Origin of the sequence: Parabacteroides goldsteinii, assembly GCF_020091425.1 — a bacterium.
Lineage (GTDB): Bacteria > Bacteroidota > Bacteroidia > Bacteroidales > Tannerellaceae > Parabacteroides > Parabacteroides goldsteinii.
Genome location: NZ_CP081906.1, coordinates 5,045,023 through 5,070,381, shown reverse-complemented (window position 1 = coordinate 5,070,381; position 25,359 = coordinate 5,045,023). Strand labels below are relative to the sequence as shown.

At 41.7% G+C, this 25,359-nt stretch carries 23 protein-coding genes; 12 read left to right on the top strand and 11 right to left on the bottom strand.

The window, feature by feature from the left end; translation table 11 throughout:
• Nucleotide 1 precedes the first annotated feature (1 nt).
• From K6V26_RS21315 to K6V26_RS21265, 11 genes are all read left to right on the top strand, one after another.
• Nucleotides 2-1,084 carry a glycosyltransferase WbsX family protein gene (locus K6V26_RS21315; RefSeq protein WP_224263793.1) on the top strand — a complete coding sequence of 361 codons (1,083 nt, stop codon included), beginning with the start codon at nt 2-4 and terminating at the stop codon, nt 1,082-1,084.
• Nucleotides 1,085-1,086: 2 nt separating this feature from the next.
• The gene (locus tag K6V26_RS21310; RefSeq protein WP_224263792.1) at nt 1,087-1,992 is read left to right on the top strand and encodes a hypothetical protein; all 906 of its coding nucleotides are present in this window, start codon (nt 1,087-1,089) and stop codon (nt 1,990-1,992) included.
• A 155-nt stretch (nt 1,993-2,147) separates the two neighbouring features.
• Complete coding sequence (locus K6V26_RS21305; RefSeq protein WP_224263791.1) at nt 2,148-2,903, top strand: hypothetical protein; 756 nt, start codon at nt 2,148-2,150, stop codon at nt 2,901-2,903.
• A 20-nt stretch (nt 2,904-2,923) separates the two neighbouring features.
• Nucleotides 2,924-4,003: a glycosyltransferase family 4 protein gene (locus tag K6V26_RS21300; RefSeq protein WP_224263790.1), complete on the top strand. Its 1,080-nt coding sequence runs from the start codon at nt 2,924-2,926 to the stop codon at nt 4,001-4,003.
• A 26-nt stretch (nt 4,004-4,029) separates the two neighbouring features.
• Nucleotides 4,030-4,968 (top strand): hypothetical protein, encoded by a 939-nt coding sequence (locus K6V26_RS21295; protein ID WP_122326773.1) that lies wholly within the window; start codon nt 4,030-4,032, stop codon nt 4,966-4,968.
• A gap of 44 nt (nt 4,969-5,012) precedes the next feature.
• The gene (locus tag K6V26_RS21290) at nt 5,013-5,771 is read left to right on the top strand and encodes a glycosyltransferase family 2 protein (protein WP_224263789.1); all 759 of its coding nucleotides are present in this window, start codon (nt 5,013-5,015) and stop codon (nt 5,769-5,771) included.
• A 26-nt stretch (nt 5,772-5,797) separates the two neighbouring features.
• Entirely contained in the window at nt 5,798-8,314 is a 2,517-nt protein-coding gene (locus K6V26_RS21285) for a YfhO family protein (RefSeq protein ID WP_224263788.1), read from the top strand.
• A complete protein-coding gene (locus tag K6V26_RS21280) occupies nt 8,311-9,159 on the top strand; it encodes an AlbA family DNA-binding domain-containing protein (RefSeq protein ID WP_195436859.1) in 849 nt (282 codons plus the stop codon). Before K6V26_RS21285 ends, K6V26_RS21280 begins: the two co-directional genes overlap by 4 nt.
• Before the next feature lie 117 nt (nt 9,160-9,276).
• The gene (locus tag K6V26_RS21275; RefSeq protein WP_224263787.1) at nt 9,277-9,639 is read left to right on the top strand and encodes a hypothetical protein; all 363 of its coding nucleotides are present in this window, start codon (nt 9,277-9,279) and stop codon (nt 9,637-9,639) included.
• Nucleotides 9,640-9,684: 45 nt separating this feature from the next.
• Complete coding sequence (locus K6V26_RS21270; protein ID WP_148499102.1) at nt 9,685-9,894, top strand: hypothetical protein; 210 nt, start codon at nt 9,685-9,687, stop codon at nt 9,892-9,894.
• A gap of 5 nt (nt 9,895-9,899) precedes the next feature.
• Complete coding sequence (locus K6V26_RS21265; protein ID WP_046145705.1) at nt 9,900-10,901, top strand: glycosyltransferase; 1,002 nt, start codon at nt 9,900-9,902, stop codon at nt 10,899-10,901.
• On the opposite strand, the gene K6V26_RS21260 is transcribed toward K6V26_RS21265, so the two are convergent.
• The 8 genes from K6V26_RS21260 to rpsO all read right to left on the bottom strand — a co-directional run bounded on the left by K6V26_RS21260 (nt 10,883) and on the right by rpsO (nt 18,275).
• Nucleotides 10,883-11,428, bottom strand: coding sequence for a D-glycero-alpha-D-manno-heptose-1,7-bisphosphate 7-phosphatase (locus K6V26_RS21260; RefSeq protein WP_224263786.1), 546 nt, complete (start codon nt 11,426-11,428; stop codon nt 10,883-10,885). The genes K6V26_RS21265 and K6V26_RS21260 overlap by 19 nt on opposite strands.
• 32 nt (nt 11,429-11,460) lie before the next feature.
• Entirely contained in the window at nt 11,461-12,108 is a 648-nt protein-coding gene (locus K6V26_RS21255; protein WP_224263785.1) for a nucleotidyltransferase family protein, read from the bottom strand.
• A 3-nt stretch (nt 12,109-12,111) separates the two neighbouring features.
• Nucleotides 12,112-12,699, bottom strand: a complete 588-nt coding sequence (locus K6V26_RS21250; protein ID WP_009860734.1) for a D-sedoheptulose-7-phosphate isomerase — start codon at nt 12,697-12,699, stop codon at nt 12,112-12,114.
• Nucleotides 12,681-13,715: a GHMP family kinase ATP-binding protein gene (locus K6V26_RS21245; RefSeq protein WP_010801377.1), complete on the bottom strand. Its 1,035-nt coding sequence runs from the start codon at nt 13,713-13,715 to the stop codon at nt 12,681-12,683. Before K6V26_RS21245 ends, K6V26_RS21250 begins: the two co-directional genes overlap by 19 nt.
• Nucleotides 13,716-13,862: 147 nt before the next feature.
• On the bottom strand, nt 13,863-15,281 hold the full coding sequence (gene ahcY, locus K6V26_RS21240) for an adenosylhomocysteinase (RefSeq protein ID WP_010801378.1): 1,419 nt from the start codon (nt 15,279-15,281) through the stop codon (nt 13,863-13,865).
• A gap of 318 nt (nt 15,282-15,599) precedes the next feature.
• Nucleotides 15,600-17,255, bottom strand: a complete 1,656-nt coding sequence (locus tag K6V26_RS21235) for an AMP-binding protein (RefSeq protein ID WP_129697852.1) — start codon at nt 17,253-17,255, stop codon at nt 15,600-15,602.
• Nucleotides 17,256-17,270: 15 nt separating this feature from the next.
• On the bottom strand, nt 17,271-17,855 hold the full coding sequence (locus K6V26_RS21230; protein ID WP_009860738.1) for a helix-turn-helix domain-containing protein: 585 nt from the start codon (nt 17,853-17,855) through the stop codon (nt 17,271-17,273).
• A 150-nt stretch (nt 17,856-18,005) separates the two neighbouring features.
• Nucleotides 18,006-18,275, bottom strand: coding sequence for a 30S ribosomal protein S15 (rpsO, locus tag K6V26_RS21225; RefSeq protein ID WP_009860739.1), 270 nt, complete (start codon nt 18,273-18,275; stop codon nt 18,006-18,008).
• A 171-nt stretch (nt 18,276-18,446) separates the two neighbouring features.
• On the opposite strand from rpsO, the gene typA reads away from it, so the two are divergent.
• Complete coding sequence (typA, locus tag K6V26_RS21220) at nt 18,447-20,243, top strand: translational GTPase TypA (RefSeq protein ID WP_224263784.1); 1,797 nt, start codon at nt 18,447-18,449, stop codon at nt 20,241-20,243.
• 54 nt (nt 20,244-20,297) lie between these two features.
• Here the strand turns inward: typA and K6V26_RS21215 are convergent, their stop codons facing one another.
• The 3 genes from K6V26_RS21215 to K6V26_RS21205 all read right to left on the bottom strand — a co-directional run bounded on the left by K6V26_RS21215 (nt 20,298) and on the right by K6V26_RS21205 (nt 25,356).
• Nucleotides 20,298-20,948, bottom strand: a complete 651-nt coding sequence (locus K6V26_RS21215) for a hypothetical protein (protein ID WP_009860741.1) — start codon at nt 20,946-20,948, stop codon at nt 20,298-20,300.
• Between the two features lie 171 nt (nt 20,949-21,119).
• Nucleotides 21,120-22,811, bottom strand: coding sequence for a tetratricopeptide repeat protein (locus K6V26_RS21210; RefSeq protein ID WP_009860742.1), 1,692 nt, complete (start codon nt 22,809-22,811; stop codon nt 21,120-21,122).
• Nucleotides 22,812-23,115: 304 nt separating this feature from the next.
• Complete coding sequence (locus tag K6V26_RS21205) at nt 23,116-25,356, bottom strand: T9SS type A sorting domain-containing protein (RefSeq protein ID WP_224263783.1); 2,241 nt, start codon at nt 25,354-25,356, stop codon at nt 23,116-23,118.
• Between the last annotated feature and the right edge of the window lie 3 nt (nt 25,357-25,359).

The window sequence follows — 25,359 nt, the reverse complement described above, 5'->3', positions numbered from 1 at the left end:
TATGTCGAAAAAGAATGTTAGAGTATTAGCTTTCTATCTACCTCAATATCATCCTATACCGGAAAATGACAAGTGGTATGGTAAAGGTTTTACGGAATGGACAAATGTAGGGAAAGCTAAACCATTATTTAGAGGGCATTATCAACCTCAGATTCCTGCAGATTTAGGTTATTATGATCTTAGAGTTCCTGAAACAAGAGAGGCTCAGGCAGAGATGGCTAGAGAATATGGTGTTGAAGGTTTTTGCTATTGGCATTATTGGTTTGGTAATGGACGCAGATTGTTAGAACGCCCATTTAATGAAGTATTATCTTTGGGAAAGCCTGATTTCCCTTTTTGCCTTGCTTGGGCTAATCATAGTTGGCATGGTATTTATTGTGGCTTGAAAACTAAAGAGCCAGTAATGAGACAAACTTATAATGGAATAGAAGATTACAAAAAACATTTTTATGATGTGTTGCCTGCTTTTAAGGATAAACGTTATGTGACGGTTGATGGTAAACCGTTCTTTTTAGTTTTTTCACCGCAGGAAATTCCTGATTCCAAAGAGTTTATAGATTGTTGGCAAGAACTTGCCAAACAAAATGGACTTCTTGGAATCCATTTTGTAGCTCATACTTACCGACCTGATTATATAGATACTTTGTTGGCAATAGGATATAATGCTGTTAATGTTGTCCGATTGTTTGAATATCAAAGAGTAGGGTTGTCTTTGTTAAGAATGGCAATTAATAAAATTAATAGAGAGATATTTAAACATGGATTTTGGTATGAATATAAAGATGCAATGAAATATTTCTCTGGTCTGGAAGATAAAAGAGAGAATGTGTATCCTACTTTAGTTCCTAATTGGGATCATTCTCCAAGAACTGGTAAATATGGTTCTATACTGAAAAATTCAACCCCAGCTTTGTTTCAGAAGCATGTGGAGACTGTGGTTAAGTCAATATCTGATAAATCGGATGAACACAAAATTGTCATATTGAAATCATGGAATGAATGGGCCGAAGGTAATTATATGGAACCAGATTTGAAGAATGGTAGAGGTTATTTAGAGGCTTTGGCTAACGGACTAAAAAAGTAAATATGTATCGGACCCCTATTTTATTTTTAATATTTGCACGTCCGGATACAACACGAAGAGTATTTGAACGCATTAAGCAAATTCAGCCAACAAAGTTGTATATAGCAGCAGATGCTCCACGTGAGAATCGCCCGGATGAAATCAAACGAAGTCAGGAAACCCGTCATATTATTGATTTAATTGATTGGCCTTGTGAAGTTCATACTCTATTTCGTGATACTAACTTAGGTTGTAAAATGGCTGTTTCGACTGCTATTTCATGGTTTTTTGAATGTGAAGAATATGGTGTAATCTTAGAAGATGATTGTTTACCGGATTTGTCATTTTTCCCTTTCTGCGAAGAATTATTGTTGAAATATAAGGATGATGAGCGTATTGGACACATTGGGGGAAATAACTTTTTGCGAAATGATGTAAAGAGTGAGTATAGTTATGATTTTTGCTCTGTATCCCATATTTGGGGATGGGCTTCCTGGCGGAGGGTCTGGAAGGATTATGATGTGAATTTTCCTTATTGGAATGAGATTCGAGATGACAAGTACAAGCGGAAAGGTTTATTCCGAAATTTGAAGGAAGAAATATATTTTTCAACTTTTCTTTCAGATGTGTTAGGAGGTAATAGGGGTATTAATACCTGGGATACTCAATATTTTTTTATGCATAGACTCCAGAATAGATTATCGATTTATCCTATGGTTAACTTAGTTACAAATATTGGTCTGCATTCAATTGAGGCTACACATACTACTGCCCGGAATGATGATTTATTCGTTCTTTCTGAGGAAATGAAATTCCCTTTAAAACATCCGGTTTATATAAAGGCAAATGTGGAAATTGATGATTTTACTGTTGCTCACCAATTTTTTTCTTATAAAAGGCTGGTGCGTTATTTTTTAGGTATGTATTAAATATCATGAGCTTTATGTACATCCGATTTTTACTGTTCTTCAAATATGTGATTGAATCTTTTCTCAACACCAAAAGGTATCGGTTAACTAGAAAAACTAAATTGTATTTGGAGTCGGCAAGTTGTAAATTGCCCTTACAAGATAAAAAAGAGATTATGGAATATTTAAGATATTCTTTGATTTCACAGATAAACTATTCTTTTAGAAATAAGTATTTGACACAAAAAATCAAATTGACAAAAGATAAAAGTAATGGACTCTTCTATGTAAATCATAAAGGGAAAAGGCTTTATTTTAAACGAGAATTATCAAAAAGAGCAATAAAGGATTTGTATCGGTGTTTATGTATAGAACAAGATAAAGATTCTCCTCATAGTTATTCATTTGGGGAGATGTCTTTTCAAAATGAAATTGTAGCGGATATAGGTACAGCTGAAGGTATATGGGGATTAAGTCTTATTGAAAGTGTAAAGACCCTATATTTGTTTGAATGCGATGAAGGGTGGATAGAAGCTCTTAATTTAACTTTTTCTCCTTGGAAAGAGAAGGTTCGTATTATAAATAAATATGTATCGGATAACTCGGAAGGGTGTATGATTCGGCTGGATGATTATTTTTATGAAAAGGGCATAAACCTTTCTACTATAAAAGCTGATATTGAGGGGGCAGAAGAAGTTATGTTAAAAGGAGCAGAGAAAATGATTCAAAATGGAGTACTGAAAAAAATAATAGTATGTTCCTACCATCGTCCAAATGATGAGAAAATGATTTCCGAAATGTTGGGAGATAATTACTTGTTATCTATTTCTAAAGGATATATGTTGGATGTTTATTCGGATGTAGATTATGATTCAATAGATATTTCCTCTATTTTTAGAAAAGGTGTAATATATGCGAAATATAAATATTAAGAATAAATAATAGGTACTCTATGAAGGTTTTGTATGACCATCAAATGTTTTCAATGCAAAAATATGGAGGAATTACCCGATATTTTTCTGACTTGATATTCGATTTACCTCTTGGATATGAGGGCGAATTACCTATCTTATACAGTGAAAACCATTATTTAAGAGAAAAAGAGGATGTCGTAATAAGGAAGTTTTCAGATATACTTCCTTTTAGATTAAAAAGATTATATTACTATCATAGAAATACAATATTGTCTAATCAGGCAATAAAGAAGAATGAATTTAATCTGTTTCATCCTACTTATTATGATCCATATTTTATAAAAAAAATCAAGAAGCCTTTTGTCATTACTGTCCATGATATGAATCATGAGAAGTTTCCTGATTTATTTTTGACGTATGATAATACATCTGAAAATAAACGTTTATTGGCAAAAGAAGCTGCACATATCATAGCTGTTAGCCAAAATACTAAAAAGGATTTGGTTGAACTGTTTGGCATTAGCCCTAATAAAATTACAGTCGTATATCATGGCTATAAGCAGCATTGTAAATCAGCGGAGGCTCTTTTTGAGAATTATCTTTTGTTTGTGGGAGAACGTAAAGGCTATAAAAATTTCTGGAACTTTATAAAGGCGATGGTTCCTCTCTTGAACAAATATAAGGATTTAAAAATCGTATGTACAGGGAATCCCTTTAGCCGAGAAGAATTGGAACAATTAAATCAAATCAAATTAATAGACCGGGTTATTCAAAAATCAGTTTCAGATAGTGAGCTGGCTTCTCTCTACAGATATGCGTTAGCTTTTGTTTACCCATCTATTTATGAGGGATTTGGCATTCCTATATTGGAAGCATTTCAAAATGATTGTCCGGTTTGTTTGAGCAAAGCAAGTTGTTTCCCTGAAATAGCCGAAAATGCGGCTGTTTATTTTGACCCATCTGATTTGGATTCAATAACAGAGGCTGTACGTAAAGTCCTTGAAAATAAGTCTCTTGCTGATGATTTAAGGGATGCAGGAAGGATAAGGCTGAAAGACTTTTCAATAGATTTGATGGTGAAAAATACTTGTGAAGTTTATAATAAATATGCATTTTGATATTATTGGGGGAGTTATAGTAGCTTATGAATATACCGATTTTAATAGTTCACAAGGGTAATACTTTCTATTTACCTATAGTACTGAGGCAGTTACGATTGTTTAATCCTAATAGCCGGATTTGTCTGATTAGTGATGAAAGTACAAAGTGCTATGATTTTGTAGAGCATTATGATATAAAGAACTATTCAGAGGGCCTTATACATTTTGGAGAAATTTATAAGCATAGATCATCTAATCCATATGATTATGAGCTCTTTTGTTTTCAAAGGTGGTTTGTCATTAACGACTTTGTTAAAGAAAATGGCTTGCAGGATTTTTTGTGTATGGATTCTGATGTGTTGTTCTATTGTAATGTTGATGATGTCTTTAATCAGTATTTAGGCTGTGATTTTACTATTTGCAATAAACTGGGGCCAGGCTGTTCTTTGTTTAATGCTCATTCAATTAAAAGTTTCTGCGATTATATGATGTTGATGTACACATCTCCTTCTTATATAAATAAAATGGATGGGATTTATGAAAACTTGAAGTCTGAAAAAAAATTAGGTGGGATTTGTGATATGACTGCATTTGTTTGGTACCAGGAGAATGTTAAATGTAATGTTATAGATATTGCAACTCCAATAGAAGGTTCTTGCTTTGATGGTTGTATTACATGGTCTGCTGGTTTTGAAATGAAAAATGGTAAAAAGAAAGTCTATTGGATAGACAATCTTCCATATGGAAGATTAACGAGTGATAACTCGTTAATCCGTTTTTACTGTCTTCATTTTCAAGGGCGTTCAAAATACTCTATCTTTAAATATATATTAGATAAGAATAAAGTTCACCATTCAGGTTTCTGGTATGATTTAAAATGGTTATTATCGAAGGATATTCTGAATGCCCGTTTAAAAGGTATAAAAAAGGCAATCAATAATCCGAAGATGGTGGTTAATTTTGTTAAGGCGAAACTAAAGTAAGCCGTAAATTTTTTAATGTAAATACAAATAGGAAAGTCTAATTAATGCAACAACCAGTTTTCTCAATCATAACAATCACCTATAATGCTTCCCGTTGGTTAGAGCAGACTATTCTTGGGGTGCTGAGCCAATCGTATCCGAATATTGAATATATCGTTATTGACGGAGGTTCGACGGATGGGACGGTGGATATTATAAAGCAATATGCTTCCGGAATTTCCTATTGGGTAAGTGAGCCGGATAAAGGTATTTATGATGCAATGAATAAAGGTCTTCAGAAGGCTACGGGCGACTATGTATGGTTTATTAATGCCGGGGATTCTTTATTTACCTCCGATATCGTACAACGAATTGCCTCTTTAGTTCAGAAGAAGAAAGTTCTGCCTGATATTATTTATGGAGAAACGGTTATTGTTGATGAAGAAGGTAAATCGTTAGGACAACGGAGATTGAAGGCACCAAACAAACTTACATGGAAAAGCTTCCGGATGGGCATGTTAGTTTGTCATCAGTCATTTATAACAAAACGTAGTATTGCTCCGTTATATGATTTAACATATCGCTATTCTGCTGATTTCGACTGGTGTATCAGATGTATGAAACAAGCAGGTAAAATATATAATACGCGAATGACATTATCTAACTTCCTGGATGGCGGGGTTAGCACGACTCAGCGCAAAGCCTCTTTGAAAGAAAGATATGATATTATGTGCCGGTATTATGGAGTAATATCAACATCTTTACTTCATGTCTGGTTTGCTATTCGCTTTTATTTTGCTAAGTGGTTCAAAGGTAGAGTGTAAACGAAAATATATAGAAGATACATATTATGCATAGTATGGTGAAAAATGTGGGTAAGCATGTGGCTGCCCTTGTCTTGTTTTTAGGGTTGGTGATGGCTTATTTCTCTCCCGCAGTGTTTGATGGAAAGGTTATCAGACAAGGTGATAATGTGAAAGCTGCCGGTATGGGAGGAAGTCAGGTCGATAAATATGCAAAGACTGCTGAACCGGGTGAGTTTAGTGTATGGTCGGATGCTATGTTTTCGGGGATGCCTTATGGACCGGGATATGGAAGTCCGGCTCCGGAATTGCCCTCTTATGGCATCGTTGACGGATGGTTGAAGACTCCGGGATATACTCATGCTGCCATGGTTTTTACCGGGTTAGTCTGTTTCTATCTGTTGATGTGCATCATGGGAGTGAACTGGTGGCTGGCGATAGCGGGAGCGATTGCTTTTGCTTTTGCTTCTTATAATATAATCATTATTGAAGCGGGACATATTGTAAAGGCTTATGTGATAGGGTATATGCCTGTAACGTTGGCGGGTATGTTCTTGCTGTTTAAACGAAAATGGCTTTGGGGAGCAGTCCTGTTCCTTTTAGGAGTGGCTTTCTCTTTGTTGAACGGACATGTTCAGATAACTTATTATCTGGTTTTGTTATGTTTCTTCATCTATTTGGGATATTCTATCAGGATGCTTAAGGAAAAGCAGACTGCCGACTGGCTTAAAACGTCTTTGATTATGCTGGCATGTGTAGTTTTAGCAGTCCTTCCCAATGCAAAACATATGTATTCCAACTGGGATTTGGGACAACATTCTATCCGTGGAGCCTCTGAACTGACGCCTAAACCAGACGAAACGGGAAAAGTGGAGAAAGCCTCTTCCGGTTTGGATAAAGATTATGCTTTCCAATGGAGTTATGGCTGGAAGGAGTTATTGACTGTCATGATTCCGGATGTATATGGAGGTAGTTCGGGAGGTACATTAGGCAGTTCTTCTGAGTTGTATAAAGAATTGAAGAAAAATGGTGCCCAGGTAGGAAAAGAGGTTCAGACTTATACTTATTGGGGGGATAAACCATTTACATCAGGACCTGTTTATTTTGGAGCATTGGTATGTTTCTTGTTTGTATTGGGGATGTTCGTGGTGCGTAACCCGATGAAATGGTGGTTGTTTGGCGGGGCTGTTTTCCTTACATTCCTGGCCTTGGGGCGTAATTTTGATGCATTCAATGATATAATGTTCCATTATCTGCCGTTGTATAATAAGTTCAGAACAGTAGAAATGGCTCTGGTGATTCCAGGATTGGTATTTCCTCTTGTTGCCATTTGGGGATTACGGGAAATATTCAGGGGAAATGTGGATGATAAAACGATGAAAAAAGGCTTTTTATGGTCTTTAGGCATAACTGGTGGTATTTGTCTGATTGTGTTCCTGATACCTTCATTATTGTTGAATTTCCATTCTGCTTATGATGCACAGTTCCAGAACCAGGTTCCGGAATGGTATTACACTGCTTTGTTGATGGACCGTGCTTCGCTGGCTTCGTCGGATGCATTGCGTTCTTTGATTTTTATTTTGTTGGGAGCCGGTTTATTGCTTTGGTACTGGAAGGCGAAAAATAAGACGACTGCCTCTATGATTGTGAGTGCAGGTATGGCCGTATTGATATTGGTTGATTTATGGTCGGTCGATCGTCGTTATCTGGACGATAGTAATTATGTAAAGGAAAAAGCGGAAGAATCCTATAAGGAAAGTGTTGCCGATAAAGAGATATTTAAGGATACGGATGAATCTTTCCGCGTGTTTGGACTGAATAATCCGTGGCAGGATACAAACGTTTCTTATTTCCATCATTCGATTGGAGGATATCATGCCGTTAAATTACGCCGTTATCAGGAATTGATTGATTATCGTCTGGATGGTGAATACCGTAATATTATCGGTGCTTTGCAAAAGGCACAGAGCATACAGGATATAATGCCTGTCCTGGCGGCCTCTCCTTCTTTGAACATGTTGAATACACGGTATATTATTTATAATCCGGACCAGGCGCCGATTCGAAATCCGTATGCTTACGGAAATGCATGGTTTGTAGATAAGGTGGATATTGTAGAAAATGCAGATGCAGAGATTGATGCCTTGAATACAATTGACCCGTTGAAGACAGCGGTGGTGGATAAGCGCTTTGCGAAAGACCTGGAAGGCTTTACTCCGCAGGTAGATTCCACGGCAACGATTGTGTTGGAAAAGTATCGCCCTAATCGGTTGACATATAAAACGAAAGCATCTTCGGAACAACTGGCAGTTTTCTCCGAAATCTATTATCCGGGCTGGAAAGTTACAATAGACGGAAAAGAAGCGACTCATTTCCGTGCCGACTGGATTTTACGTGGAATGCTGGTACCCGCGGGAGAACATACAATCGTTTTTGATTTCCATCCGGATACTTATGTGCTTGCCGCTAATGTGTCTGCTTATAGCTCTTTTCTAATCTTGTTATTGCTGATTGCTGCAGTTGGATGGTCCGGCTGGAAATATTGGCAGAAGAGTCGTGAATGAAAGACAATTATAGTTCCATAGTGGAATTTCTGGAGAATAAAGGATTGCTGACGGAATCTTTTGATCTGGAGTTTAAAAGTGCGAAAGGTGGATTCCCTAAGAGCTTTTGGGAAACTTATTCTTCTTTTGCAAATACCGAAGGCGGTATCATCATCCTAGGTATTTCAGAGAAGGATGAGCAATGTTTCTATGATGGTCTGCCACAGATGGTGATGCGTAAGTTTCAAGATGATTTTTGGAATCAGGTTAATAATAGGGAAAAGGTTAGCTTTAATCTATTGTTGGAAAATGATGTACAGATGCTTGAGATACAAGAAGGACAATTTATTTTAACCTTCCGTATTTCTTGTGCTGATTATAGGAATCGTCCTGTTTATATCGGCTCAGATCCGATGAAAGGTACTTATAAGCGTTGTCATACGGGAGATTATAAATGTACTCCGGACGAAGTAAAAAGAATGCTTGCCGATAGCTTGCCAGACAAACCGGACTCCAGAATTTTGGAGAACTATACATTGGAAGATCTTGATGAAGTATCTGTCGCTCAATATCGGCAGTTGCTAGGAAGTGTAAGACCGGGTCATCCTTTTTTAAAATGGGATGATAAAGGATTATTACTGAAATTAGGCGGTTGGAAAAAGGATAGGTATACAGGAAAAGAAGGCTTGACAGTTGCTGGTTTATTGATGTTTGGTAAAACAGAAAGTATAGTAGAGGCTTTTCCTGATTATCATGTAGATTATCAAGAGATACCGGAAAGCGGAGAACGTTGGATAGACAGAGTTTATCCGGATGGGACCTGGGAGGCTAATCTATTTCAATTCAAACAATGTTTCTGCTTTTAGGGTATGGAGAAAAGGCAGGTTCCGGAAGCACTCGGATTATGAATGCCTGGGAAGGAGCACATTGGAGAAAGCCTCTGATAAATGTGTTGCCCCGTCCGGATAGAGTTGTGCCTGAGTATGGAGCAGTTATTGCCTCAAAAAAGTATAAATAAACTTATCTCTGTTTTTGGGGAAGAAATTACCCATTTATATGGTGACGGATTAATTGCACTCACGACTGCCGAAATGGAAGGATGTGTGTCTAATGTCAGATTACAGCAACTGATAAATAAACATTCAACGGAAATATCTCAGTTATTGAAAGATTTATGCAATGAGGGATACTTGGTCGCAGAGAATAAAGGACGATGGACTGTCTACCATCTGAATTTACGCGAAGAGAAAAAAACTGTTCAAAAGAATCTTTTTGAAGAAACGATGATACCTCCGGGGAGAAATGATGACACCTCAGGAGAAATGATGACACCTCAGGAGAAATGATGACACCTCCGGTGAGAAATGATGACACCTCGGGGAAAGAAATGGATGAGGAATGAAGAACTAATGACGTTGGTTGTTGAGATTTGTTGCGATACATTTAAAAGCGTTGATGAGATTGCAGCAGTGATTCTTCGTACACCAACTTATTTGAAGAATAAGATATTGCCTCTCCTTTTGGCTCAGGAGCGTTTAGAGCGTCTTTATCCGACCATTCCAAATCATCCAAACCAAGCTTATAGAAAAAAACAAAAGTAAAATTTATGATATCTTACTCAATCATAATCCCCGTATATAACCGTCCGGTTGAAGTTCGGGAATTGCTTGAAAGTTTATTGCATCAGACTTGCAAGGATTTTGAAGTGCTGATTATTGAAGATGGTTCAGCGGTTCGTTGCGACGAGGTAGTCAAAGAATATGAAGACCAGCTGAATGTACGTTACTTTTTCAAACCGAATTCGGGCAGAAGCCTAACCCGTAATTATGGCATGGAACGTGCTGAAGGTAAATATCAGGTCTTTTTCGACTCGGATTGTATTATTCCGGAAGACTATTTCGAGAAGGTTACGAACTATCTGAAAGAGACGAATGCGGATTGCTTCGGCGGGCCGGACAGGGCACATGCCTCTTTTTCCCTGATGCAGAAAGCTATTAGCTATTCGATGACCTCTTTTCTGACAACTGGCGGTATCCGTGGAAGTAAGAAAGGGCTGGAGAAGTTCGTGCCCCGTACGTTCAATATGGGATTCTCGCGGGAAGTTTATCAGAAGGTAGGCGGCTTTAAGGATATGTTCGGAGAGGATATTGATTTAAGTACCCGTATCCGTAAAGCCGGTTTTACTGTAGAACTGTTTCCGGAAGCCTATGTGTATCATAAGCGCCGTGTGAGTCTGAAATCGTTCTACAGACAGGTGTATGTTTTTGGAATGGCGCGTGTGGATTTATATCAGATGCATCCGGATTCGTTGAAGCTGGTTCATCTGTTGCCTGCCTGTTTTGTACTGGGAGTGTTGTTTTTATTGTTATCGTCGTTAATCTGTCCCTGGGCTTTACTGCCGTTGGGTGTTTATATACTGGCGCTGTTCCTGGAATCTCTGTTTGTCAATAAAAGCCTGTCGATCGCTTTACTTTCCATCGTGACCAGCTTTATTCAATTAGGCGGTTATGGTATGGGATTTATCGGTGCATTTGTCCGCAAAGTGATTTTAAAGCAGAAAGTAGACGTTGAGGCAGAGCTGAAGAAGCATTATAAGAAGAAAGCCTGAGCAAAACTCAGCAAATCCGCATAATGGGCCTGGTAGAGTGTTTTTGATACTTCTCCCGGGCCATATTTGTTTCCTATAAATACTCCCCTTATCCCGGCATTTTGGGCAAACAGCATGTCACTGATGCTATCTCCTGCCATTATACTTTTCGTGAAATCAATGTCCGGAAAATCATCTTTGGCCTGAAGTGCCATGCCTGTGTTGGGTTTACGGTTCTTGCTGTAATCGCTGGTATCGGTACAAACATATATCTTATCTATCCTTCCTCCCTGTCCGGAGACTTCATTTATCATATAAGCATGTATCTCTTCCAGGTCTTTCCGGGTCATTATGCCTTTTCCGACTCCGCGCTGGTTAGTGACAATTATGATATGTTTGAACAGGGGGGAGAGTAGCCTCAGGGCTTCCAGTGCTCCGTCGATAAAGATAAATTCCCCGGTTGTTTTGACATAGTCGTGCGGACGTTGCTGGTTGATAACCCCGTCGCGGTCCAGGAATAATGTGTTATAAGGCTTTATATCTTCCATCTTTGAAGTCTGTTTGAGCTTGTGCGTAATCGTCAGGGATACCGATGTCTATGAAATATCCTTCCGATATATCCGGAAAGGATGGAGGAGGTGACTTTTGCCTCAAAGAAATCCTTTTCGAGTGAAAACTTTGCCGGATAGGCGTCCAGTTCGTTGCTGTTAATCAGATAGATGCCTCCGTTGATAAGGCCCGATTCGCAATATTGCTTTTCGTTGAAACGCAGGATACGGCGGGATTCTTGTTCGATGTCGACAACCCCGTATCTGCTGAACTTCTCCATTCTTCTCAATGCGAGGGTTGCTGATGCGCTGGTTTGCCTGTGGAGGTTTAATAACTCCGGATAATTCACTCCGAAGAATGTATCGCCGTTCAGGACGAACACATTTTCTGTGCGGGCTTTTGAAAGTGCCAGCTTTACTGCTCCTCCTGTTCCGAGCGGGACTTCTTCGACTACGGTCGATATGTCGGCGGAAAAGCGGTTTGCCCCGAGCCATTCCTCGATAATCTCATGTTTGTACCCTAAGGAAAGGATGATATGTTTGAAACCGGCTTCAATCAGCGTTGTAATCAGGTAATGCAGGAAAGGATGCCCGGCTACCGGAGCCATGCATTTGGGAACGTCAGACACTACACTTTGCAGCCGGGTACCCATTCCTCCCGCCAGTATGATACATTCCATTCCTTATTCCTTTCCGAATATTTCTTCTTCTACCAATTCACAGATGATATGCCCGATGGTGATGTGCGCCTCCTGGATACGTGGAGTATCGGTAGACGGCACATTGATGAGGAGCTTCGTCAGTTCACGCATGCGGCCACCGTCGGCACCAGTAAAAGCTACCGTTGTAATTGCTTTTTCATGGCATGTCTCGAACGCCTTTACGATGTTGGCGGAGTTGCCCGATGTGGATAAGCCGACCAGGACATCGCCTGCCTTTCCGATACCCGAAATCAGCCGGGAGTAGATGATCTCGAAACTCAGGTCATTGGATACGGCCGTGATGTAAGAAGAGTTACAGTGTAATGCTTCAGACGGCAGAATGTCACGTTCCAGATAAAACTTGCCGGAGAACTCGGCAGCCAGGTGCTGTGCATCGGCGGCACTTCCACCGTTTCCGCAGAAGTAAACCCTTCCACCGTATTTAAAACAGGTGACAATCGTGTCGGTAATCTGTGCAATTGTGTCCTGCAGCTTCTCGTCCGCCAGTATCTGTTCGATAATGTCGCGGTGTTGCGCTAGCCGTTTTCTGATTATTCCTTTACTGTCCATGTAATCAATCCTTTCTTACAAAATTCAAATTGTTGTATATGTCCGATATGCATCTTGTCCAATGCTTCGGACACTTTGTAGCAGCTATTGCCGGGACAGTAGAAGAACATGAATCCTCCTCCTCCGGCACCGGAGATTTTACCGCCCAGGGCACCGTTGGCCATGGCAGTTTCGTATATATGGTCGATAAATTCGTTGGAGATGTTGCGGGCCATTTTCTTCTTACTGGTCCAGCTTGTGTTGAGCGCTTTTCCCAGTTCCTGCAATTCTTCCCGCAGCAGGCAATTCTTCATGCGGAATGCTTCATGCTTGACATTGTGCATGGCTTCCAGCGAGTCGTTTTTATTGTTTTTGACGTTTTCGGCCTGTTCTTCGATAATCTTTCCGGAGCAACGCTGTTGTTCGGTGTAGAAGAGAACGGTGTTCATGGCCCATTCCTGCAAGATATCATCGCCGATGCGGAGAGGATTGACAATGACTTTGTCGTCTTCCAGAAACTCCATGAAGTTAACGCCTCCGAAGGTAGCGGCATATTGGTCCTGTTTGCCTCCTGCCATATTCAGGTCAATGCGTTCGATTTCGTAAGCGTAATGGGCAATATCATATTTCCCCAGTGGTAACCGCAACCATTCGGTGAAAGCTCCGAGGATGGCGACAACCAAGGTGGAAGAGGTGCCAAGGCCGGAACCGGATGGGACGTCCATCTGGGTGATCAGTTCAAAAGAAAGAGGTTCTCCGTTGTTATAACGCGAAACGATTGAATTGTATATGCCATGTTGCAGTACTAACGGGCCGTCGAGAGGCAGTTCACTTACAGCCTCAAATTCTTCTGTAATGTTTTCATTGATATGGACAAACCTGATTTTCCCGTTGTCGAGTGGGCGGATAGTGGCATGGGCATATAAATTGACGGTAACGTTGAGGATTGCACCGCCATAGAGGTTGGAGTAGGGGGAAACATCTGTTCCTCCTCCGGCAATTCCCAGTCTGAAAGGTGCTTTGCTTCGGTATAACATAATAATTTGCCAATTAGTTAATGTGCCAATATGCCAATTAATAATTAGCTAATGTGAGAATGTGCCAAAAAGCCAATGGAAATAGTAATTCATTCAATTATTTCCTAAATTGGCATATTGGCACATTCTTTTATTGGCTAATTATTTTTAATATCTGTAATGGTCAGCCTTATACGGACCTTCTACCGGAACTCCGATATAGTCGGCCTGTTTGGGGCTTAATGTAGACAGTTTCACACCGATACGTTCAAGGTGCAGGCGGGCAACTTCTTCGTCCAGACGTTTCGGAAGACGGTAAACACCCACTTCGTAAGCCATCTGCCACAAATCCATCTGTGCCAGTACCTGGTTTGTAAATGAGTTACTCATTACAAAGGAAGGGTGACCGGTTGCACAACCCAGATTCACCAGACGTCCTTCTGCCAGCAGGAAGATTGAGTTTCCTGTCGGGAACGTATATTTGTCAACCTGTGGTTTGATATTGGTATGCTTGATGTTCGGATAGTTCACCAGGTTGTCTACCTGTATTTCATTGTCGAAGTGACCGATGTTGCAAACGATTGCCTGGTCTTTCATCTGGCTCATGTGGCCGATGGTGATGATATCGCAGTTTCCGGTGGTAGTAACGAAGATATTACCTTCTTTGACCGCTTCTTCCATCGTTGTAACTTCGAATCCTTCCATAGCAGCCTGCAAAGCACAAATCGGGTCGATTTCAGTAACCAGCACACGTGCTCCGTAAGAACGCATGGAGTGTGCACAACCTTTACCCACGTCACCGTATCCGGCAACTACCACGACTTTACCTGCAATCATCACGTCGGTAGCACGTTTGATACCGTCGGCCAGCGATTCGCGGCAGCCATACAGGTTGTCGAATTTGGATTTCGTTACCGAATCGTTCACATTGATGGCCGGAACCAGCAGTTCGCCTTTTTCCATCATCTGGTACAGACGGTGTACGCCGGTCGTTGTCTCTTCGGAAACGCCTTTCATCTCTGCAATCGTACGATGCCAACGCTGGTTATCTTCTTTCAGGATGCTGTTTAATGTATCCAGAATAACCTGTTCTTCGTGGTTACTACCTTTACGATTGATGGTTTCTGCATCGTTTTCAGCACGATACCCCATGTGAACAAGAAGAGAAGCGTCACCTCCGTCGTCTACAATCATCTGCGGACCTTTTCCGTCAGGGAAGCGGAGTGCCATGTCGGTACACCACCAGTACTCTTCCAGAGTTTCACCTTTCCAGGCAAAAACGGGAACACCTGTTGCAGCAATAGCCGCAGCGGCATGGTCCTGGGTAGAGAAGATGTTACAGCTTGCCCAGCGTACATCTGCTCCCAACGCAACTAATGTTTCGATTAACACTGCTGTCTGAATTGTCATGTGCAGTGAGCCGGTGATACGGGCACCTTTCAGAGGTTTCTGAGCGGCATATTTCTGGCGAAGAGCCATCAGTCCCGGCATTTCGTGTTCAGCGATTTCGATCTCTTTGCGACCGAATTCAGCCAAACTCATATCTGCCACTTTATAAGGCAGATTAGTTGGAAATAATTGTGACATAAATAATAATTATTTTGAATGTGTGGCAAAGATAACAAATTATTGAGTTGTACGGATGATTTGCAAGGACAAACATATCCGTCTGCTTATCTCTTTATAATTTCCTGCTTAGGAAACCGTAGTTTCCCAGGCAGGAAACGCGCGTTCCCTTAGGAGGAAACTCCAGTTCCCTGCGCAGGAAATTACAGTTTCCTGAACGGAAAACTACGAGGAAACTGTAATCGATTGAGCCGTAGCATTATAATGAAAATAGCCGCTGATACTAATCAACGGCTATTTTGCCGGGCAAAAGCCCTGTGCTTTTAATATGTTTTCGTTTTATACCGGCGTAATCCCTTGTTCGGCCAGCAGCTTCAGGCTGAGGTCTTTCAGCTTGAACTTCTGAATCTTGCCGCTACCGGTCATCGGGAAGGTATCGACAAAGAAGATATATTTCGGAATCTTGTGGCGGGCTATCTTGCCACGGCAGAAGTCTTTCACTACGTCTTCCGTCATCGTAACACCTTCGTGCAGGATGATAAAAGCACCGACTTCTTCGCCGTATTTCTTGGACGGGACGGCTGCCACCTGAACGTCTTTCACTCCTTCCAGGTGATAAAGGTATTCTTCTATTTCACGCGGGTAAACATTTTCTCCGCCGCGGATAATCATATCCTTGATACGTCCGGTAATGCGGTAGAAGCCGTTTTCGTCTTTTACGCCGAGATCGCCGCTATGCAGGAAGCCGTCTTTGTCGATGACTTCGGCTGTGGCGGCAGGATTATTATAATAACCTTTCATGTTGTTGTAACCGCGGTTGCACATTTCTCCCTGTACGCCAACCGGACATTCTTCGCCGGTTTCGGGGTCGATAACACGCACCTCTGTAAATTCAAAGTCGCGTCCGACAGTATTATAACGTTCTTCTGCCGGGTCGTCGATACGTGAATGGGTCATACCGGGTGATGTTTCCGTCAGACCATAAACGCTGGTTACACGCATAAACATCTTCTCTTCCACCTGGCGCATCAGTTCCACCGGGCAGAGCGAACCTGCCATGATACCGGTACGGAGCGAAGTCAGGTCGAACATCGGGAACATCGGATGGTTCAGTTCGGCAATAAACATGGTCGGTACGCCGTAAAGTGCCGTACACCGTTCCTTATGGATAGAGGCCAGTACTACCAGCGGGTCGAACTTCTCGACCATAACCTGCGTACAACCGTGTGTCAGCACGTTCATGGAAGCCAGCACCACACCGAAGCAATGGAAGAGAGGAACGCAACAACAGAGCTTGTCGTCAGCGGTGAATTTCATATGCTCGCCGGTCAGCAAACCGTTGTTCGCAATATTATGGTGTGTCAACATAACCCCTTTCGGGAAGCCTGTCGTGCCGGAGGTATATTGCATATTGACAACATCGTGGCAGTCAACGAGCTTTTTAGCGGCTTCCAGTTTGTCGTCTTCTATATTTTCGCCCAGCAATAACAACTCCGGCGTGTTATACATACCGCGATATTTCTCCTGGCCGATATAAACGACATTTTTCAGTCTCGGGAAGCGTTTGCTTTTCAGATAGCCGCGTTGCGATTCCTTTAGTTCGGGAAGCATGGTGTACATCATATCGATGTAACTGCCGTCAAATACGCCTTCGGTGATACACATGGTGTGGATATCGGCATTCTCTACCAGAAACTCCAACTCGTTCTGTTTATAGTTCGTGTTGACGGTAACGGCTACGGCTCCGATTTTGGCGGCAGCATAAAGAAATGTCAGCCAGTCGGGTACATTCGTTGCCCAGATACCGACATGGGTGCCGTGTTCGATACCGATAGAGAGCATACCTTTTGCCATCCGGTCGACACGTTCGTTGAATTCTTTCCATGTAAAACGCAGGTCTCGGTCGGAATAAACCAGGTATTCCTTGTCCGGCGTCGTTTCGGCCCAATGTTCCAGCCATTGGCCTAATGTCTTATCTTGCAGTTGTAATTCCATATCTTTTCTTTAACATTAATAGGGGGTATAAACAACTCCAAGGATTTTAGCCGTGCTTTCGGCGGCTGCATGAACGTGGTGAGCAACAATCGAATCATAATAGATGCTGTCGCCTTCTTCCAATATATAGGTATTCTTTCCGTAGTTTATTTCAAGTACGCCTTCCAGCACATAAATGAATTCTTCACCTTCATGTGTGGAAAGAATAAAATCAACGCCATCTTCCGAAGGGGAAACATCGATCAGGAACGGTTCCATATGGCGGCCTGATTTATCCTGCGACAGTGAATGGTATTCCATATGTTTCCGGTTCTCCATCGAATTGTTGGTAAAACCGATGCTATTGGAGTCATTACTGTCTTTTTTGCGGCAGATAACCGGACCGAGTTCGGATTGGTCGTCAAGGAATGTACCCAGGCGGACACCGAGTACCCGTGCTATTTTGATAAGAGGTGCCAGTGAAGGAAAATCTACATTACCTTCTATACGTTCGATTTGTTCTGTGCTCAGGCCGGAACGTTCGGCAACTTCCTCAACAGTGAGTTGTTTTGATTCACGGATACTTTTAATTTTGGCTCCGATGATTTTGTTGTTTCCCATAAGTATGTTTATTTTTAGATTATCTTTTAATTTGTAACTGAACGCCGCAAATTTACATTAATATTTTATTTTACCATGTAATTTACTGAAAGAAAAAAAGGACAACCCTTGTGAGAGTTGCCCTTTTGTAACTTCCTGCGAAGTAGTTTCTTATTTTCTGATACCAAGTTCTTTGATGATAGCACGGTATCTTTCGATATCAACTTTAATCAGATAATCCAGTAAACGACGACGTTTACCAACCAACATTTTCAGAGCTCTTTCAGTGCTGTAATCTTTGTGATTAGCTTTCAAGTGTTCTGTTAAATGTGCAATACGAACTGTAAACAGTGCGATTTGGCTTTCTGCAGAACCTGTGTCGGCAGCTGATTTGCCATACTTTTCGAATAATTCTTTTTTCTTTGCTGAATCTAAATACATGATTCTTTTTACTTTAATAAATTGATACTATATTATCTAAGCGGCGACAAAGATATGCATAACTTTTTTGTCTGACAACTCTTTTCTGTATCTTTTTTATATTTTGCAACATGAATATCACATACATATCGTAAAAATGTCGTACTTTTGCAGCCAATAAATTAGTCTTCGATGCAAAAAATCAGAAACATCGCGATTATCGCGCACGTAGACCACGGCAAAACGACGCTCGTGGATAAGATGTTATTAGCCGGTAAGCTTTTCCGTGAAGGACAGGCAGAGCCGGACCAGTTCCTGGATAACAATGACCTGGAACGTGAACGAGGTATCACTATTCTAGCTAAGAATGTATCTATTAATTATAAGGATTGCAAAATCAATATTATTGATACCCCGGGTCACGCCGACTTCGGTGGTGAAGTAGAACGTGTATTGAACATGGCCGACGGTTGCCTGCTGTTGGTAGATGCTTTTGAAGGCCCGATGCCTCAGACACGTTTCGTGTTGCAAAAAGCAATTCAATTAGGATTAAAACCTATCGTAGTTATTAATAAGGTAGACAAGCCGAACTGCCGTCCGTCGGAAGTGCAGGAAATGGTGTTCGACCTGATGTTCAGCTTGGATGCAACCGAAGAACAGTTGGATTTCCCGACAATCTACGGTTCCGCTAAACAGGGGTGGATGTCTGAAGACTGGCAGAAGCCGGCCGAAGATATCTATGCATTGCTGGATGCTATCATCAAATATATTCCGGAACCGGAGGTATTGGAAGGAACTCCCCAGATGTTGATTACATCGCTGGACTTCTCCAAATATGTAGGCCGTATCGCTGTAGGCCGCGTTCATCGTGGTGAGTTGCGCGAAGGCCAGGATGTTATGTTGTGCAAACGTGATGGTTCGATGGTGAAATCGAAAATTAAGGAATTGGATATCTTTGAAGGTTTGGGCCGTACGAAAGTAGACTCAGTTAAGTCTGGCGATATCTGTGCCGTGATTGGTATCGATGGTTTCGAGATTGGCGAGACTATTGCCGACATCAATGAGCCGGAACCGCTGCCTACGATTGCAATCGATGAGCCGACGATGTCTATGCTCTTTACCATCAACAACTCTCCGTTCTTCGGAAAAGATGGTAAGTTCGTTACATCGCGCCATATCTTTGAACGTCTTCAGAAAGAGTTGGACAAGAACCTGGCTTTGCGTGTGGTTCCTACTGATTCAGCCGATTCATGGTTGGTATATGGCCGTGGCGTGCTCCACTTGTCTGTGTTGATTGAAACGATGCGTCGTGAAGGATACGAATTGCAGGTCGGTCAGCCGCAGGTAATCATTAAAGAAATTGACGGTGTAAAATGCGAACCGGTTGAACAGCTTACTATCAATCTCCCGGAAGAGTCTTCCAGTCGTATCATCGATATGGTGACAAAGCGCAAAGGTGAGATGACAATGATGGAAAGCAAGAACGACCGTATGCATCTTGAATTCAATATACCTTCACGTGGTATCATCGGTCTGAACAATGCCGTTCTGACAGCTTCTGCCGGTGAAGCGATTATGGCTCACCGCTTTCTGGAATATCAGCCGTGGAAGGGAGATATCGAACGCCGTAACAACGGTTCCATCATTGCAATGGAAACGGGAACAGCTTTCGCTTATGCCCTGAACAACTTGCAGTCACGCGGACGTTTCTTCATTGCTCCGCAGGAAGAAGTATATGCCGGACAGGTAGTTGGTGAACATACGAAAGAAGGCGACCTGGTTGTAAACGTAACGAAGTCGAAGAAATTGACGAACATGCGTGCTTCAGGTTCTGACGATAAAGTATCATTGGCTCCTCCTGTCGTATTCAGTCTGGAAGATGCTTTGGAATATATCAAGGCTGACGAATATGTGGAGATCACACCGAACTATATGCGTATGCGTAAAGTCATCCTGGATGAGACCGAACGCAAACGTCAGGGTAGATAAACCTGTTGAAATATATAATGGGAAACCGGATATGTATTTGTGTATCCGGTTTTTTTATAAAGTTACTGCATGATTGTAAATCTGCAGTACGTCTTCAATCTCGTTGAAATCCGTTTTATTGTCATCTGCATATTTCTTTAGTTCCTCTTTATGGTCGGGGAATGCTTTGAGGAATTGCTTTTCATTGAGGAAACGGAATTGTTTTCCGTTACGCTCTATCCGGAATATTTTGTCGATACGACTGAGAATCAGCTTTTCTGTTTCCAGCTTATGGGTAGTGTTTCCTGACTGGAAAGAGGAATAGGAGTCGACCGCCGATGTTTCCGAACGCCCTCCGTAACCGACCTGTTTGCCTTCCCATTTTAATGCACCTCTGTACTGGACGAAAATAGGAGGGTCTTTTTGCAGCACTTCAGTTGCCCCGTCTTTCGTTGGAAGAAAAATTCTTTCGCCTATCTTGATGGTTGCCACCATTTCCGGTTCAGAGAATTCTTTGATATTGTTATTGTCGTGCTGGTCCTGAAAAAGGAACTTTTTGATGAGCAGGCTATAGTTTAGCGGGACATTGAATGTCCGGCCATCCTTGTAATAAACATATCCGTTTTCAAAGTTACGCAATAAGAATTGTGCACTGTCGATTTGCGCAGCCAACTTATTACTTCCGGAGATAATAGCCAATAATAGTATAATAATGAATCTACTCATAATATTATGATTAAGCTTAGCATATGCAAGAATAGGAAAATAATACTGAAATTGCAATATTAAACGGCTAAAAATGAATAAATTGTTATCTCCTTATGATTTTGGTAGAAATAAAAAAGCCGCCTCTTTTTACGGAGGCAGCTTCTATTATAGGATTGTGTAATATACTAATTACTTAACCAAGCTAGCGAAATCGCTGTTAGTTGCATATTTTGCAAATTCCAGATCGATAGCAGCTTCTTTAGCCATAGCTTTGTCAGCAGCGATAGCAGCTTTCAGGTTGCTGATAACTGCGTTTACATCGTTTGTGCGTGCTGCAACAACAGCCTTCAGGTAAGAAGTAGTTGCATCAGGTTTAGCAACAGCGTTCAAAGTCTGAGAAGCTTTGCTGTAGTCTTTTACTAAAAGCTGAGCCAAAGCAGCGTTGTTAGTCTTAACAGAACCGAAAGAGTTAACAGCTTTAGCATATTCGCCTTGTTCCAGATAAAGAACACCCAGAGCTTCGCCTAATTCAGCAACACCTGCAGCATTACCGAACAATTGCTGAGCTTTTGCCTGGTCACCCTTAGTCAGAGCGATCAAACCTAAGTTCATGTTAGCTTCGTTGTTAGCCTTAACAGAGTTAGACTTGTTGAACATTTGTTCAGCCTTAGCCAGGTCACCAGCCTTGAATGCCATCATACCGATGTTGTTCCAAGTGCGGTAGCAGTTAGGATACAGTTCAGAAGCTTTTGTATAGATAGCCATCTTTTCGCTGTCGTTGTTAGTTAATGTGGCAGCGTAAAGAATTTCTTCGATATTCAGTTCAGAAGGATTGCTCTTAGCCAATGCGCTGATTTCGTCGTCAGACTTACCGATGATTTCGATGTTAGCAGTCAAACGAGAACGACGCAATTGCGGAAGGATAGTTTCAGCCAGATCAGAATAAACAGCAGAAATGTTTTTGATTTCTTTTTCTCTTGTTTCAGGATCCTGGTACATAGAGATAACTCTTAATACAAGGTCTTTATCCTGCAAGTTGGAAGCAGATACCAATTCTTTGAAGCCTTCCCAGTCCTGAGCAGTGTAACGAGCGTCAACCGGAGCATCAACTTTCATTTTCTTCAATTCTTTATTCAGATATTTAGAAGTATTGCCTTCACGTCTTTCAGCCAAGCCTGTGTTCAGTTTAACACCACCATCAGGAGAAGCGTAAGCAGAGATTTCGATTGCTACGTTCTGGTTAGGAGCTTCATCAGCATTTTTAACCAGGTCTTTCCATTCTTTGATAGCATCAGAGTTCAACTCTTTAGCACGAAGTTCAGCCTGCTGGATAAGGAACATGATGTTAGCATCGTGAGCTTCTTTGATGATGCGCTGGAATTTGTCAGCAGCGATAGCTGCAGTTGCAGTAGCAGCATCAGCCAATTCAGAAGTTGCGATTACGCCTTCACCGATTTTTACGTCCGGTAATTTAACTGTTTTGTTCTTGATCTTTGCGTCAAAAGTCAGGTACAGTTCAGATTTCTTCATTTCAGGTTTGTAAGTGAAAGAAGATTTCATTGTTACGTTACCACCTTCTTTTTGAGCGATAACCTGATTGTTACCTTTTACTTTTTCACCTTGATAAGTGTAAGATGTTCCCCATGCTTCACCACCGGCATAACGGAGAACCGGAGTTACAGTTACAACGGCTTTCTTGTTGAACCATTTTGCAGGGAAAGTCGCGTTGATAGTCACGGGTACTTTGCCTCCGATAGCCTCAAGCGGCTGCGGTTCAGCTTTGATGTACTCTTCAGCTAGCGGTTTCAACTTGTTTGAACAAGAAGAAAGGGTTAAGATTGCTGCCATTACAAAGAATGACAATAAAAACTTTTTGTTCATAATTTGATGTAAGTTTAAAATGTTACTATGTTTATATATTCACTTTCAATTGTCCCTTAGCCATCAAAGTGCAAAACTAAAGCATTTTTTTGTTATGAATAGCAAAGATACGATAAAATCTCTCTAATTAATACTTATTAATGAATCCGGTCTTCTTTTTTTGCTAAAAAGAGTATAAATGACAGGATTTATGGACGCTTTAATCATTTCCATCCAGTACTAATTTAGTTAATTTGTAATGTATTGTTTTCATCTCTTTATCTTATCGGGCTCTGCCAAGTGCTTTCTTATTGTGTATTTTTGATTAAAATAAAATCTTTTGAGTAAAACATTCGTTTCCGTAGCTGATCTGTACCAGATAGATACCTGACGTGGCTGTGGTGGCGGTGATGATGTTTTGTCCCGAATGAACAGTGCCGTTCTGTAAAGTTTTTCCCTCCATCGACAGCACTGAATACCGTGCCTGACGGATTGTTTCCGGTAGCAGGACATGAATTGCTTTGGAAGCTGTTTCCACAAATATGCGGATTGGATTACTTTCGTTAATGGAAGTGTTAGCCGATGCCGTATTGTACTGGATGACCGGGTCGATGAATAAGGAAGTACTCATCGGGGAAGCCGGATGGCTGGTAGCTTCTATCCATTGACCTTTATAATTGATCCATACGGTATTTTTACTTGTTTCTCCTTTCGGGAGATTGAATGCCGAAAAAAAGATATTGCCGGCAGCCGATTTGATCTTGTATCCGATGAAGAAATTGCCGGACACATCGATTGGCTCTTTGAAGGTTATAAATGATTCCTGGTCGCGGTTCATCGGCTTGGTAGAATCGATAAAAGCACTTTTGTCATTGAGCGTTACGAATGAGGGGCTGAATGACTCGCTGTATAACAGTGTTTCCGGTTTATCCGAGCCATTGTAGACGGTGATTTCTACTTCAAGGTCACTCATCTTGCTTATAGCCGGATTTACGATGTATGTGCCGTATATTTTAGCGTTGCCCGTTATTTTATAGGCTTCGGCAAATTCGTTCATTCCCAGTGAATTGTTGCCGAAAGCCGGGCCTGTACCGGGAGAGGGGAGAGGTGTTGATTCTATTGTGTTGGCTTTTCCGCTTTCCTTTATATTGCTCAGGCGCAGGCATGGGGTCGCACTGTAAGGATCAAGTCCCTTGCAGATCCGTTCGGAGTTTGTTCCTGCCGGGTCGAGCCATATTTTTAATTGTTTGTCGGCATCCGGAGATATTTCCCAGTTTTGGCTTAGGGCGAAATAGAAATCGTTATAAGGACGGGGACAGTCGGACTCTCCTCCGGACAGACCTCCGATAACTAAGCCGTTGCTGTCAAATAACCCGGAACCGGAAGAGCCTCCTGCCGTGCTTCCGTCCGACCATTCCTTTATGTGCCAGTGCCCGTTTTTTATAAAGTTTCCTACCAGAGAGTTGAATGTCGTTAATTCGACTTCTTCTGTCGTGTTAAGTCGCTTTACGGTGCCCTCCGGATGATGGATTCCCACGTATGGGGCAGTACCCTGGTCTTTGGCATTCCAACCGGCATAATATGGCTGATAGTAAGCCGGTGGTGTTTCCATCAGTTGCAGTAAGGCCATGTCGGTCTGTTCGTTGGTCGCTTTGAAGCGGGTGGAAGCCATCGACATTTCTTCGGTACCTCTCATAACTGGGTCGCATAGAGGACTTTCATAATTGAAATAGGTGACGATATTGCCTGCAATCATTTCATAGTCCGGATTCTCGATGCTGAACTGCTTGTTCAAACAATGGGATGCTGTTAACAGGTAAGGTGTACCGTCGTTTGATGTATTATTAATTAATGTACCGGTACAAAAATCAGTCCCATTGATAATGAGCAGGACGACACTTCGGCCTATCTCATTATATTTATCCGTACTTTCTTGCAGGCAGGCCAGGGTTTTTATGCATCCGAGATACGTCCTGCTATATTCTTGCGGTTCGTATCCTCTGATATTACGATAGTCATGGTTTACTTCACCCACTTTTAGCTTGCCATGAAACTGAACATTAGCCGGTTCCTGATATTCGATAACTAATTCATCACCTTGTACCGGAGAGACGGGAAGTATGCCCAGTTCGGAGTTGTTCAAATGGTTGAATGCTCCTAATATATGTGTCTGGTCCGGATTGTACAGGAAGAGCTGGGCTCCTTCCGGAATTTCGTATTCAGAAAACAATACATTGATCGAATAGGCACCGGCCGATCGAATGCCCAGTCGCCATACGCGGGTGCCGTCGGCTTGTGTAAACCAGCTGCCCGAGTTATCCGGAGTAAAATCGGTCATGAATTTGTAGGCAAAATGAAAACTGCTGCGCAAATCGCTTTCGTTGAGTGAGTCGATTCGTAATTGTTCAGCGATGTCAAAAGCAGGCATTTCTTGAAACAGGCTTCCTGAGCGGGTGCTGAGTATCGTCATCGGAAGTGGTCTGCCTCCGTGACTGATCTGTCCTGTTAAATGGGCGGATACCAACAGGCAGAGGAAAAAAAGAGTGACTAGCTTTTTCATATTCATGCA